At 37.5% G+C, this 13,522-nt stretch carries 18 protein-coding genes and 1 other annotated feature; all 18 genes read right to left on the bottom strand.

The genetic code is table 11. The features are described 5' to 3' along the window. Nucleotides 1-10: 10 nt before the first annotated feature. Nucleotides 11-466: an ACT domain-containing protein gene (locus tag H9650_RS06440; protein ID WP_144535730.1), complete on the bottom strand. Its 456-nt coding sequence runs from the start codon at nucleotides 464-466 to the stop codon at nucleotides 11-13. A gap of 15 nt (nucleotides 467-481) precedes the next feature. After that, complete coding sequence (gene obgE, locus H9650_RS06435) at nucleotides 482-1,771, bottom strand: GTPase ObgE (RefSeq protein ID WP_191696833.1); 1,290 nt, start codon at nucleotides 1,769-1,771, stop codon at nucleotides 482-484. A gap of 5 nt (nucleotides 1,772-1,776) precedes the next feature. Further along, on the bottom strand, nucleotides 1,777-2,310 hold the full coding sequence (locus H9650_RS06430; RefSeq protein WP_151109340.1) for a Spo0B domain-containing protein: 534 nt from the start codon (nucleotides 2,308-2,310) through the stop codon (nucleotides 1,777-1,779). Between the two features lie 139 nt (nucleotides 2,311-2,449). Continuing rightward, nucleotides 2,450-2,740 carry a 50S ribosomal protein L27 gene (gene rpmA, locus H9650_RS06425; RefSeq protein ID WP_144535725.1) on the bottom strand — a complete coding sequence of 97 codons (291 nt, stop codon included), beginning with the start codon at nucleotides 2,738-2,740 and terminating at the stop codon, nucleotides 2,450-2,452. Nucleotides 2,741-2,752: 12 nt separating this feature from the next. Beyond that, nucleotides 2,753-3,088, bottom strand: a complete 336-nt coding sequence (locus tag H9650_RS06420; protein WP_144535724.1) for a ribosomal-processing cysteine protease Prp — start codon at nucleotides 3,086-3,088, stop codon at nucleotides 2,753-2,755. A 1-nt stretch (nucleotide 3,089) separates the two neighbouring features. Next, a complete protein-coding gene (rplU, locus tag H9650_RS06415) occupies nucleotides 3,090-3,398 on the bottom strand; it encodes a 50S ribosomal protein L21 (RefSeq protein ID WP_142538629.1) in 309 nt (102 codons plus the stop codon). Nucleotides 3,399-3,412: 14 nt separating this feature from the next. Further along, nucleotides 3,413-3,493: a sequence feature (ribosomal protein L21 leader region), on the bottom strand. 51 nt (nucleotides 3,494-3,544) lie between these two features. Next, the gene (locus H9650_RS06410; RefSeq protein WP_191696832.1) at nucleotides 3,545-4,063 is read right to left on the bottom strand and encodes a metalloprotease; all 519 of its coding nucleotides are present in this window, start codon (nucleotides 4,061-4,063) and stop codon (nucleotides 3,545-3,547) included. A gap of 67 nt (nucleotides 4,064-4,130) precedes the next feature. Beyond that, nucleotides 4,131-4,679 (bottom strand): M23 family metallopeptidase, encoded by a 549-nt coding sequence (locus tag H9650_RS06405; RefSeq protein ID WP_191696831.1) that lies wholly within the window; start codon nucleotides 4,677-4,679, stop codon nucleotides 4,131-4,133. A gap of 277 nt (nucleotides 4,680-4,956) precedes the next feature. Further along, on the bottom strand, nucleotides 4,957-5,757 hold the full coding sequence (gene minD, locus H9650_RS06400; RefSeq protein WP_144535718.1) for a septum site-determining protein MinD: 801 nt from the start codon (nucleotides 5,755-5,757) through the stop codon (nucleotides 4,957-4,959). A 1-nt stretch (nucleotide 5,758) separates the two neighbouring features. After that, nucleotides 5,759-6,430, bottom strand: a complete 672-nt coding sequence (minC, locus tag H9650_RS06395) for a septum site-determining protein MinC (RefSeq protein ID WP_144535716.1) — start codon at nucleotides 6,428-6,430, stop codon at nucleotides 5,759-5,761. Nucleotides 6,431-6,466: 36 nt separating this feature from the next. Further along, nucleotides 6,467-6,994: a rod shape-determining protein MreD gene (gene mreD, locus H9650_RS06390; protein WP_151109332.1), complete on the bottom strand. Its 528-nt coding sequence runs from the start codon at nucleotides 6,992-6,994 to the stop codon at nucleotides 6,467-6,469. Beyond that, a complete protein-coding gene (mreC, locus tag H9650_RS06385; protein ID WP_144535712.1) occupies nucleotides 6,991-7,896 on the bottom strand; it encodes a rod shape-determining protein MreC in 906 nt (301 codons plus the stop codon). The genes mreD and mreC overlap by 4 nt, the downstream gene beginning before the upstream one ends. Before the next feature lie 13 nt (nucleotides 7,897-7,909). After that, the gene (locus H9650_RS06380; RefSeq protein ID WP_144535710.1) at nucleotides 7,910-8,929 is read right to left on the bottom strand and encodes a rod shape-determining protein; all 1,020 of its coding nucleotides are present in this window, start codon (nucleotides 8,927-8,929) and stop codon (nucleotides 7,910-7,912) included. Nucleotides 8,930-9,021: 92 nt separating this feature from the next. Then, a complete protein-coding gene (gene radC, locus H9650_RS06375) occupies nucleotides 9,022-9,720 on the bottom strand; it encodes a RadC family protein (RefSeq protein ID WP_144535708.1) in 699 nt (232 codons plus the stop codon). Beyond that, complete coding sequence (locus H9650_RS06370; RefSeq protein ID WP_191696830.1) at nucleotides 9,717-10,319, bottom strand: Maf family protein; 603 nt, start codon at nucleotides 10,317-10,319, stop codon at nucleotides 9,717-9,719. The genes radC and H9650_RS06370 overlap by 4 nt, the downstream gene beginning before the upstream one ends. Before the next feature lie 93 nt (nucleotides 10,320-10,412). After that, a complete protein-coding gene (locus tag H9650_RS06365; protein ID WP_191696829.1) occupies nucleotides 10,413-11,069 on the bottom strand; it encodes a hypothetical protein in 657 nt (218 codons plus the stop codon). A gap of 85 nt (nucleotides 11,070-11,154) precedes the next feature. Next, complete coding sequence (locus H9650_RS06360) at nucleotides 11,155-11,910, bottom strand: prepilin peptidase (protein ID WP_144535703.1); 756 nt, start codon at nucleotides 11,908-11,910, stop codon at nucleotides 11,155-11,157. Nucleotides 11,911-11,919: 9 nt separating this feature from the next. Next, nucleotides 11,920-13,479 (bottom strand): sensor domain-containing diguanylate cyclase, encoded by a 1,560-nt coding sequence (locus tag H9650_RS06355; RefSeq protein WP_191696828.1) that lies wholly within the window; start codon nucleotides 13,477-13,479, stop codon nucleotides 11,920-11,922. Nucleotides 13,480-13,522 lie beyond the last annotated feature (43 nt).

Below are 13,522 nucleotides of genomic sequence, written 5' to 3'. Positions count from 1 at the left end.
CATACACTCCTTACAAAGCACCAGAGCTAATTACTTCAGCTGATTCTACAAAGTCTAGTCGCTTCATTTCGTTTATAAACTCGTCCAATTCCTTATTCATAGCAGTCACATCCAATGATAACGTGACACTAGCTCTTCCTTGAATTGGAATTGTCTGGTGAATCGTCAATACATTGCATGTAGAATCTGCCACTAAGGAAAGTAGTCGCGCAAGCGTTCCTTCTCGATCTTCTAGCTGTAAAAAAACAGTTAAGATTCTTTCTTGTACAATCGAATGGAACGGAAAAACCGCGTCACGATATTTATAAAAAGCACTACGAGACAAATCTACTTCTTTCACTGCATCCCAAATCGAGGAAACTTTCCCCGATTGAAGAAGATGCTTTGCTTCTAAAGTTTTTTGCATTGCTTCTGTCAGCACATCTTCTCTAACAAGATAAAAGCGCTGGCTTGTAACATCCTTCATGCGGTTCCCTTCCTCCTATTCGATAAATTCAAACTCGAATTGTAGTAATCGTACAGTATCTCCGTCCTTCGCTCCACGTTCACGAAGTGCATCGTCGATACCCATGCCACGTAACTGTCTAGAGAATCTACGAATAGAGTCTTCTCGACTGAAATCAGTCATTTTAAACAATCTTTCTACAGTTCCGCCAGATAATACAAATGCTCCGTCATCGTCTCTTGAGATAACAAAGTCATCCTTAGAAGCCTCATGCTTGTACATTACAGATGTCTCTGTCTCTTCTTCTTGCATGTGCTCTAATGGATATTCAGGTGCATCTTCTAAAATATCTGCTACTGCAAATAGTAATTCTTGCAAGCCTTGACGAGACACAGCTGAGATAGGGAATATCTTTGTATCTTTTCCTACTTTCTCTTTAAATAGCTCAAGGTTTTCTTCTGCCTCTGGCATATCCATTTTATTTGCTACAATAATCTGTGGTCTTTCTGTTAAGCGAAGATTATATTGTTTTAACTCTTCATTGATTGTAACGTAGTCCTCGTAAGGTTCGCGGCCTTCCATACCAGACATATCAATGACATGAACAATAACTCTCGTGCGCTCTATATGACGAAGGAATTGATGTCCTAGTCCAACGCCTTCATGTGCTCCTTCGATAAGCCCTGGTAGATCTGCCATTACAAAGCTTCGATGATCTTCCGTTTCAACCAAGCCTAAGTTCGGTACAATTGTTGTAAAGTGATAAGAAGCAATTTTAGGTTTAGCTGCTGATACTACTGATAATAATGTAGACTTACCTACACTTGGGAATCCAACAAGTCCAACGTCCGCTAAAACCTTTAACTCTAATGTTACATTTAATTCAATACCTGGCTCACCTTTTTCAGATAGCTCTGGTGCTGGATTTGCTGGAGTTGCAAAACGTGAATTCCCACGTCCTCCACGACCACCTTTGGCAATAACTGCTTGTTGTCCATGCTCTACAAGGTCTGCAATAACTTGTCCAGTTTCTTCATTCATAACTATTGTGCCAGGAGGAACTTTTACGATTAAATCATCCGCATTTGCTCCGTGCATATTTTTACTTCCACCGTGAACTCCACGATTTGCTTTAAAATGACGTTTATATCGGAAGTCCATTAGTGTGCGCAGTCCCTCATCTACTTCAAAGACTACATCTCCACCATTACCTCCATCACCACCAGCGGGGCCACCCATTGGGACATACTTTTCTCGACGGAAACCAACCATACCATCTCCGCCGTCACCGCCTTTTACATACACCTTAACGTGATCGACAAACATTTATTTCACTCCAATCTTTCCTTTGCAACCAACTTAAATTGCAGGTTTCCTTCTCTGTTGCTTAGTCTTTCCATGTTAAATAATTCATTTCCTGAATCGTCTATCCAAGAATAAGGAGTCCAATCTCCTTGAACCTCAATTAAAATCTCTAGTAATTCAGTCGAACTGATATGAACTTTTAGTATTTGTTCCTGATATCCTTGTAGTCGTGGATAAATAGATTGTACAAATTGATCCAATATACCATTTAAAGCAGTGTCATACTTTTTGGCACCGTATTTTTCTATAGTTGTTTGGACCTCTAATGTCATATGACCATACGTTATCGGAAACGTCTGCAGCCATTCATTCGTCTTTAACAATCCTATGTTGTTTAAATCGAAGAATTGAGCGCACTTCTGTGAATACATACGAATTAATTGCTTAGCCTCTTCTTGTCTACCCATATCCAAATTCATTTGAATCAAATGCATATTGTTTAAATAATCATGCATAGAATGACGAAGTACTTCATTAATTGATATATTTTTAGGATTCATATTAGTATACACGCTCCAACGTTTACTATCCTTTCTAGTATAACAGGAAAGGAATTATTTTGCGTAGAACGAAGAATACTTTTTAACTATTTTTAAAAATAAAAAAGGACTGCATAAATGCAGTCCTCTTATTTGTAAATTAAGCTTCTTGAGCTACAGGATATACACTTACTTTTTTCTTGTCGCGGCCGAAACGCTCAAAGCGTACTACACCGTCAACTTTCGCGAAAAGTGTGTCATCTCCACCACGGCCAACGTTTTCACCTGGGTGAATTTTTGTACCGCGTTGACGGAATAAAATTGATCCGCCTGATACGAATTGTCCATCAGCACGTTTAGCGCCTAGACGTTTCGATTGAGAGTCACGACCATTTTTAGTCGAACCTACTCCTTTTTTCGATGCGAAAAACTGAAGATCTAATCTTAACATATGTTCCACCTCCTACTTTTTGAAGGTTATTTTTATATACTTAGCGTAATCTTGCTCAATCGTTTGTAAAGATACAATCATTGACTCCAATATCAACTGCATACTCGCAGCTTTCTCAGAGCTTTCAATGCTAGGTACTTCAACGTATAAATACCCTCCGTCACCCTTTTGCTTAATAATAGGAGTAATTTTTGTAAGTGAGATGATGGCATTTACTGCACCAAACGATACAGCAGTAGCACCAGCACATACTAAATCCTTCCCATGCTCGGCAAAATCAGCATGTCCCTTCATTTCAAAGGAATGAATAAGACCTGATTGATCTCTTGTAACAGTCACTTTAATCATATTATAAGCTAATAGATTCTACTACTAATTTAGTGTATGGTTGACGGTGACCTTGTTTTTTACGATAGTTCTTTTTAGCTTTGTATTTGAAAACGATGATTTTTTTAGCTTTGCCGTTTTTTACAACTTTAGCTGTAACTTTAGCACCTTCCACGAATGGAGCACCAACTTTAACATCATTTCCACCTACGAATAATACTTTATCAAAAGTTACAACTTCATCAGCATTTACATCTAATTTTTCAATGTAGATTTCTTGCCCTTGTTCAACTTTGATTTGTTTACCACCAGTTTCAATAATTGCGTACATTTACCTGCACCTCCTCTTAGACTAAGACTCGCCTTCCAAAAGGTGATTCAGTAGACTGAATACTTAAAACCTTTTCAGAGCGGTTGTAGCAACGGGTGCTGCTACAAACAATAACATTAAAATGTTAACACATATAAAAAATCGAGTCAAGCATTTTTCGTAATACGATCAAATGCTAGCTTGTACCTTCTAAATCTCCAAAAAGATAAATTTTGCAATGCTATAAATAAAAAGATTAGCGAGACAAATAATCCTTTAGGAAAATAGTACAAACTTGTATAAAAAATTAGCAAACTGATCAATAAGGAAAAACTGATTAACTCGATATAAAAGTTTGGAAATAATGAATTAATTACTCGCCCTCCGTCAAGAGGATATATCGGAAGTAGATTTAAGCAAAGAATAACTAGCTGAGTATAGGTTAACAGCTCTACTTGTGGAAAATCGACTACCTTACTTACCAGTAGAACCACCAAAGTAAAGAAAGGTCCTCCTAAAATAACTATAAGCTGTTCTCTTTTTCCCCACTTTCCAAATTGCTCAATCTTTATCTCCCCACCATAGGGAAGTATAGTACAGGACGTAACCCTTCCTCCAACTGCTTTTGCCGCAACTAGGTGGCCTAGCTCATGAATGATTAAGGATCCAAAAACAATTGCATACACTGCAATCTCGCCAGAAAGGTAAAAAAATAAAAGAAAGGGAATCATAATAGGATGAATTCTGAAAAGCCTACTCTTCATAATTTGTTGCAAGCCAGTCGACAATATCCGTTGTCTCTAAAGTTTCTCCATCCTTCTCTACTTGAACATACAGAATGTCTCTTTTTACTGATGCAAATATGTCTCCCGCATTTACGGTTGTATATGGTAGTTGATAGAATTCTTCCAAAAATCCATAAGTAACCGTTTCTCCATTGTCATATAGAATAGAAATAGTCTTCCCAGTTTTTTTCGTGTAGCCGGTAAATATAATTAAACCATTTTCAGAAGCACCAATTTTTTGGGAAGCACTGATTGAAAGCACTGCTCCTTGACCATATGGTTGGATGGTACTGTACTCAAGCACTGGATTTTCTAAAAGGGGTGCACTAACCGTCACCACGTCTTCATTTGGGGTAATCCATTCCCTAACTTTTTGATAAATTTCCGTCGGCTTTTGAGGTGCTAAAAGTGTATTTGAATAGTTTGTAGATAGCACATCATTTTTTTCAAATTTGTCCATAACGATGAATAGAAATACTAATAGAATTGCAAGCATCCATTTTTTTTTCGATAGCATAACATTCCCCCTAAAAAAATATATGACTATCTGTCCCATTTCATGAATAAAAGAGGTAAGGGTATTTTTTCTTGAAAGTTTGAAATCAAAGAACATGAAAGACACCTTCCAAGCTACAGTGGAATATAAGCGGACTGGACTATATTCAAGCCAACAGATTCATTTGAAGTGGCAAGGTAACACAAAAATAAGAAATAGATAATGTAAACAAGGCACTTTCTGTTCAAATCGAACAGAAAGTGCCTTATATAATCTTTATAAATAGCTTAGTCATTTTTTATTTAGAAAAAATTGATTTTATCTTCGAAATGACGCCTTTTTTAGGTGTATCCATTGACATTAACGGAACGGATTCTCCTAGAATTCGTCTAGCTATGTTTCTGTATCCAAGCGCTGCGCGGTTGGAAGGATCCATTACTACTGGCTCTCCCTTATTAGATGAGGTAATGACATTCTCATCATCAGCTATAATTCCTAGTAAGTCTATGGATAAATGTGTAGTGATTTCATTAATATCTAAAGCATCACCACTTTGCATTAAATGCTGCCGGATACGATTGATGATTAATTTTGGTGGATCGATGGAATCCTCTTGCTCCAACAGACCAATAATTCGATCTGCGTCACGCACTGCCGAAATTTCTGGTGTAGTGACAACAATTGCTTTATCTGCTCCGGCAATAGCATTTTTGTAGCCTTGCTCAATACCAGCAGGGCAATCAATGAGAACATAGTCATAATCTCTTTTTAGTTCTGTTACAAGATTTTTCATTTGCTCTGGTGTCACTGCATTTTTATCCGTAGTTTGTGCTGCTGGTAACAGGTATAACTTGTCCTCAAAACGCTTATCTTTTACAAGCGCCTGATGGATTTTACAGCGACCTTCTACTACGTCTACTAAATCATAAATAATTCTATTTTCTAGTCCAAGAACTACGTCTAAGTTTCTTAGACCTATGTCTGTGTCCATTAAACAAACTTTCTTACCTTGCAAAGCCAATGCAGTACCAAGGTTAGCAGTGGTCGTCGTTTTACCGACTCCTCCCTTACCTGAAGTTATTACGATTGCTTCTCCCACATTAGCTTCCTCCTTTAAATGTTGATAGATTTGGTCTTATTAATCTTAGCTCCTGTAAGCGATCGATAGCTATAGAGCCATTAGTATGTAAATAAGCACATTCCATTTCAGGCTGCTCAGATAAGACACTTAACTCATCTGTCATCGTTTCTATAACACTATCAATTATTAGATGGGTTGCCTCTAGCCAAGATGCTGCGATGACAGCCTCTCTGTTACCATTTGAACCAGCATGCGCGATTCCTTTTAATCGTCCAAGTACAAAAACATTACCACCTGCAACTACTCGTCCATTCGGATTGACATCCCCTATGACAACAAGGTCGCCTTCTGCTTTGATAACTTGTCCAGAACGTACTATTCCGACGTAAGTCTCTGATTGATTTTCTATTAATCTTCTATTACATTCTTCAACAGCCATAACCTCGCTCTGTATTTTCGAAACGCGAAGATGCTCTGTTTGTTGTACACAGTTGATAATTTCTTTTGCCTGCTCGTCATTACAATATCGATATCCAAGTTGTAAGAGTACTTCTGCCTGGCCTTCAAAACCTTCATCAGAAACCTTTTTCGTTAATTCTTCTAAAAGTTCTGTGTATGAACACTGATCGTCTAAACGTAATACAAGGCCCTCTTTCGTCCCTTTAATCGATATTAACTGCTTTTTTGTCAATCAAGTCACCTCAGATCTACTGTCAACCAAAAACAATTATTTTTGAAGAAGTAATGCTTTTTGATTAAACCGATATAGAAGAATATATTTAAAAGCCCACCCGAACATCAAAATAAAAATGAGATTCGCAATCATCGTTGGGATGAGATTATGTTGATAAAAAGTTGTAAATGTCATGAATTTAATACCGATGGCCGTGTAGAAAAAGAACAGTAAGGTTTCTACTACTGCCACCAAAACTAATGAGAGAAGTGTAGCTACTATCAGATGTTGATGGATAAATTTTACGATAAAGCTTGCCACTAAACACATTAGAGGGTAAATAAAAGAATATAATCCAATAATATCAATGAAAAAGACATCATACAAGAGGCCAAACAATAAACCATATAACATTGCTCTTTTTCTATTGTAATAAATGGAAACAAAAATCAAGTATATGATTAAAAATCTTGGAACTAATGTATAAAGTTGATCGTTTAGCTCAATCGGTGAGAAAAGACCAAAAATCGGTTCCATATAAAATAATAGAACCGAAATGATCACTACTAGATATCTTATCATGAGCCATCCCCTGCCTCTTCCGTCAAGTCAGCCTCTGTATTGTCACCATCCGAACCGTCTACCGGATTGATAGAACGCTTAGCAATGATTACATGTTCCAATATAGAGAAGCTTGCCGAAGGTTTAATATAAGCAAGTTTTGTTAAACCGTAATCATCGGTGGTAACCTCAGTCACCTCACCTATTATGATTCCTTTCGGGAATATTCCACCTAAACCTGAAGTAGTAACTTTTTGCCCTTTTTCCACTTTAAACTCTGAATCAATTCTTTTCAGTATTAATTCTTTTCTAGTTTCATCATATCCCTCGATTAGTCCAAAAACCTCTCCCTCTTCGCTAGCAATAACTGCTGAGACCCGGTAATTAGGATTTTGAGTAGACATAAGTTCAACGGTTGACGTGTAAGGAGTAGTTAAAATTACTTTACCTATAAGGCCTTTGGCAGTCATCACAGCCATATTAGGCTGGACACCATGAATTTCCCCTTTATTGATAATAATTTTTTCTTCCCACTGATCGGGATTACGAGCAATTACCGTCGATTGGATCGGATTGAAGTCTCGTAGATCGTCCTTTTTGTCTAGAATTTCTTGTAATCTTTCATTGTCAAGTTTTAAGGAATTAACATCTGCTTGTAAGGAGGCATAATCTTCTAATCTTGCTTTCAATCTTTGGTTTTCATCATATGTATTGAGTAAAGAATCTACATTATTAAAAATACCAGAAACATACTGAGTCGGCTTGGAAAACATTGTTTGTCCAAAACCGACTACATCTTTGATCAATTGCTCTGGCAATGATGCATGATTTCGATCGCGCAAAGAAAAACTGATGAGTGCCACAAGAAAAATCATCCCTACAAGTAGCAAGATTAATCGCTTATTTGAAAAAAACTGTGGCATATCTCACTTCCCCTTAACCTTTTGTTTGTTGACGTTTTAATAATCCCATATGATCTAACGCTTTACCAGTCCCAATTGCAACACAATCTAACGGATTTTCAGCTATAAATACAGGCATATTCGTTTGATCGCTAATTACCTTGTCTAAGTTACGTAGCAATGCTCCACCACCAGTTAGCATGATTCCACGCTCCATAACGTCCGCAGATAATTCTGGAGGAGTCTGTTCCAACGTTTTTTTCACTCCATCGATAATTGAAGCAATTGATTCGCGTAAAGCACTAGCAATTTCCTTGGAGGAAATTTCAATAGTTTTTGGTAAGCCTGTTACTAAATCACGTCCGCGAATATCCATCATTTCTTCTGCTTCCATCACACGTGCAGAACCGATTTCCATTTTAATAGCTTCAGCAGTACGTTCACCAATCGTTAAATTATAAGTTTTACGTACATAGCTAGTGATTGCTTGGTCCATTGCGTCTCCGCCAACACGTACAGATTCACTAGTAACAACACCGCCTAGAGAAATAACAGCAACTTCTGTAGTTCCCCCACCTATATCAACGACCATACTTCCCGTAGGTTCCCAAACTGGCAAATTAGCACCAATCGCAGCAGCGAACGGCTCTTCGATTGTTAGAGCTTCACGAGCTCCAGCTTGCTTTGCAGCATCAATAACTGCACGTTGTTCTACAGAAGTGATGCCAAAAGGAACACAAATCATGACATTTGGCTTACTCCAAGACATTCCAGATGCCTTCATCGCATTTTTTAAGTAGTATTCTATCATTGCAGATGTAGTATCAAAGTCAGCGATAACCCCATCCTTCATTGGGCGAATCGCCACTATAGAACCTGGAGTACGGCCAATCATGTTTTTAGCATCATTACCTACTGCTACAATATCACCATTTTGTACGTTTTTAGCTACAACGGAGGGCTCTCTTAATACAATGCCCTTCCCCTTAATGAAAACAAGCGTATTCGCTGTTCCTAAGTCTATTCCTACGTCTCTTGATCCAAATCCAAACACTATTTTTTACTCCCTTTCTATCCCAAACAAGTTTCACTTATTCTTTAAGTAATAACACTTATTATAACGGAAAGAAAGGAAAATGCACAGTGTCACATATACCCCTTTTCTTTTAAGCTGATAAATTGATGATCTCCAATGATTACATGGTCAAGAAGTTCAATGCCCATCAGCCTTCCAGCCTCCATGAGACGCTTAGTCACATCGATGTCTTCTGTCGAAGGAGACGGGTTACCTGAAGGATGGTTGTGTGCACAAATAATGGAGGCGGCTGAACGTTTTACCGCTTCTCGAAATATTTCCCTTGGATGAACAATGGAAGCATTTAATGAGCCGATGAAAATGGTTTGCTTGTGTAATATTTGGTTTTTGACATTTAGAAACAAAGTTACGAAGTGTTCTTGAGTGAGGGAGGCCATCTCGGGCATCAAATAAGTGGCTGCATCTTTCGGGGACCTAATAGTAAACTTTTCATTTGTTTTTTGCTGAGACAATCTTTTTCCTAGTTCAACTGCCGCTAATAACTGAACAGCCTTTGCCTGGCCTATTCCTTTAACTGTCATCATTTCTTCCATCGTAGCATTTTTTAATTCTTGAATTTGTTCAAAAAAACCAAGTACACGATTGGCTAGGTGTAGAACAGACTCTTGCTTCGTTCCTGTACGAAGCAAGATGGCTAGCAGTTCTTGGTTAGATAAGCTTTCTGCACCCTGTCTGATCAATCTTTCTCTAGGCCTATCGGCAATATGTACATCCCTAATCATCAAAGAAGGCGGAGTATTTACAGTCATAGAAAATCCTCCTTATCTATTTGGATAACGTTTAAAGTAAGAAGTGTATGGAACAATCGGCTGAGTGGTAGACCTACCACACTATTGTAGTCTCCATTAATCTTTTCTACAAACATCCCACCCAGCGTCTGAATCCCATAAGCCCCCGCTTTATCAAGAGAATCTCCTGTAGCAACATAAGCATCAATTTGATCATCTGTCAGCTCATAAAATGTAACGGTTGTCGTTTCTGCAAAGCCGATTGACAGACCTGCTCCGCGAATAGACACACCTGTAATTACCCTATGCTCTTTGCCGGACAGAGCCCGAAGAAACTCTCTCGCCTGATTATTATCTACAGGCTTAGATAATAACGTTTCTCCTAAGTAAACTGTTGTGTCTGCTGCAATCACAATTGCTTCCTTATTTCGTTGTACTATTTCATCAGCTTTTTTTGTAGCAATTGCTAGAGCAAATTCCTCTGGTGGTAATTCCCCTTCGATTTCCTCCTTTATACCTGACGCCTTCACCTCAAAAGGCACTCCTAATCGAGAGAAAAGCTCCTTTCTTCTCGGTGACTCACTAGCTAATATAATTTTATTGTTTGCAATAACTTTCATTGTATCTCCTCCTTTTTCTAAGCATACAAAATAATGGAGAAAATGAAAATTGTATAAAAAACGCGACTATTTCATTTTGAACTGTTTTCAGGCTTAAAAACTTAATTTTACACAATTATTTTGTTCCAAATAATGTGTAAAAACATGCAGTCGGATGACTGAAGGATTGTCTGAAAACGTTGTTACCGCTTGCACGATTGTTGCTAGGTCTTCAGGATATTTATCCTTGCTTGCAATAGAATCAAAAAAATTTTTAGATAAGTTTTCTTCTGTTAATAGAGTCATTAAATTTTTAACTTTTGGATTCTCACACGCACTAGTAGATACATAGAAATTCTTTACAAATGAAGGCAATGCCTCTGAACTTACTGCAGACACTTCATTCACATATAAATCACTCCAAATGTAAAACTGTCCCTCTGCTTGAACTATTCCTGCTCTTTCTAAGGATGGCTCAACTGCCATAAAGGAAATTGCACTTTCTTTCGTGGAAAACATTCCATATTGCCTAGCCTTGAAAGTCAGCGATGGATTTGCAGATACATCTATCTTATCTCCCTCGGGTGCATTTTCCTTTCCGGTTACTGGGGTCTCTGTTTCGTTCTTTTCTTTTCCCTCTCCCTCTAACTTTCGATCGTTAGCCATATTCAAAAATAAACCAAACAATAAAACACCTACCACACCTATAACAAGTCCTTGTAATCCTGCCAGCAAAACCATTTTTTTAGGATTTTTTTTTCTAAATGGCATACAATCACCTCTTTTTGACCACTTTACCATTCACCATATAAAAAAGGACAAGACCTTTGTCGGCCTGTCCTTAAAATTTATCGAGTTAAAAAAACAAATTGATATACCAATCGACAATTGACTCTGCATAAAAATAAGAAATAATAGCGGCAACTGCAATAGACGGTCCAAATGGAATAGGTGTTTTTCTACCTTGCTTAGAGATTCGAAGCGTGATAACCCCAACCACAGTTCCAATAATAGAGGCTAAAAATAATGTCACTAAAGTAGGAGTTGTTCCTAACACAAGGCCGATGACGAAAAACAGCTTAATATCACCACCGCCCATTCCTCCTTTCGACACAATAGCGATTAAAAATAAAATCCCGAACCCAATGACCGCTCCAACAATGCTATCCCACCACGGCGTTAAAGGTGAAAAAAACCTACCAATCACCAATGGTATTAAAAAGAACAAAAGGATTTTATCCGGTATAAGCATATACGCGATATCTGAAACGGTGATAATTATTAATAACGAAATAAACAAAAGAGCAACAAGCAATTCCCATGTAAAACCAAGCTGAATATAAGCAAAGGTAAAAAATAGGCCAGTAGAAAGCTCAATAACAGGGTATACCCAATGGATTTTAGTTCCACAACCTCGACATTTCCCCTTCAAAAAGACATAAGAAAATACAGGCACTAAGTCTCTTGCTGTTAAATTTCTATTACATATAGTGCAATGAGAAGGTGGCCGAACAATAGACTCACCCTTAGGTACTCTTAGACCAACCACATTGTAAAAGGAGCCAAAAATCAATCCATATACAAAAATCAACACTGCAATTACTATTTCCATCCAAACACCCTATTTCCTGCTTTTTAAGCTTTCTTTATCTTCGTACATATTCAAGTCAGCTTCGTGAAAAAGATCCTCAAAAGTTACTCCTTGATCGGGGCAAAAGGATACTCCGATACTTGGTGTTATCTCAATCTGAATATTATTATATGTAAATTTATTTTCGCTAAATGTTCTACGCAATCTCAAGAGCCAAGCGTCAAATACTTCACGCGATGGAAAATTGTCTAAAAATAATACAAATTCATCGCCACCAAAACGTGCTATTAAATCTCTTTCACTTACTGCATCTTTTAATAATTCCGCAGTATATTGGAGCACCTGATCCCCAATATTGTGACCAAAGCTATCATTAATCGTTTTAAAATGATTTAAATCTAGCAAAATAAAATATGCCTCAATTGATGGTCTTCTTGATAACTCTATGAGTCTCTTGTTAATATGAGTGACAAAAAATGCCCGATTATGCAAATCCGTAAGCACATCATGGTAGGCCATATGCATAATCATCTTTTCCTTTTCAACCTCGCTAGTTACATCTCGAAGCATAGCGTAGTATGTTCTTTCCTTACCCGTGACTACATACTTAGCATCTATAGAAAAATGTAAGATTCCATCCATAAATAGATTATCTAATGCTAAGGGGTAATCTCGAAGCGTTCCTGTTTGTTGAAGTTCGTAAATTAGCCTCCGAACTACATTTTTGTTATGATCCGTCTGAGCATATTTCAGCAAGTTCTTATCTATACTATCACTCATATTAAGGAGGAATCTGCCTTGTTTATTAATCTCTAATATATCTAAGTTTCCATCTACAATTATGATAGGAATAGGACTAATATCGAACAGTGTTCGGTAACGCCTCGATATATTCGGTAACAAATCATTATGCAGGAAGGAAAATGCGATAAAAACAGAAAATACGATTCCTTCGTAGAGAAACGGATAAGGTGGTATATACTCTCCAAAATTTGGATATCCCAGCCCAATCTTTATTGTAAGAGATAATACCGTGCAAACTATCAAGAAATGTAACATTTTGTGTCGCTGTATATTCTTCGCCTTACGCAACCCGAGTAATAAAATTACTAACATCGAGATATTCAAGATACCTGAAAAGGTCAACATGGTGTAATATACACCGTTAAATACAGGCACATACCAAATACCTTTATGCTCATGTATAAAAGAAGGAAGCTCTCCCAATAAAAGAACTTGAACAACCAGCATCAATAAAAGAGGGAAATAAAAGATAAATGGATAACCAAACTTATGTAACCGCTTTTGTATGTTGGCAACATGGATATACAAATGAAAGGAGAACCCCACTATTAACAAACCAATAAGGCTAAAAACAACCCCCGATATTGGAGAGCTATATTCAATGGGGAGAAGATGCCGAAAGAACTCGATGAAAAAAAAGATACTGTAGGTTGTCAAAATGGCAGCTACCAATCTATTTTCCAGCCGCCTTGACTGCCGGGACATTACGACACATGCTAAACCAAACAAAAATAGGGCCGGAAAGATATATACAGCTATATAAATACACACTTGAGATATCGACATATATATTCTTCCAATCCATGCTTTATTATCTATTAAAATGAGG

Origin of the sequence: Psychrobacillus faecigallinarum, assembly GCF_014836595.1 — a bacterium.
Lineage (GTDB): Bacteria > Bacillota > Bacilli > Bacillales_A > Planococcaceae > Psychrobacillus > Psychrobacillus faecigallinarum.
Note: the sequence above shows the minus strand (reverse complement) of the source record. Positions and strands in the feature narration are given on the sequence as shown.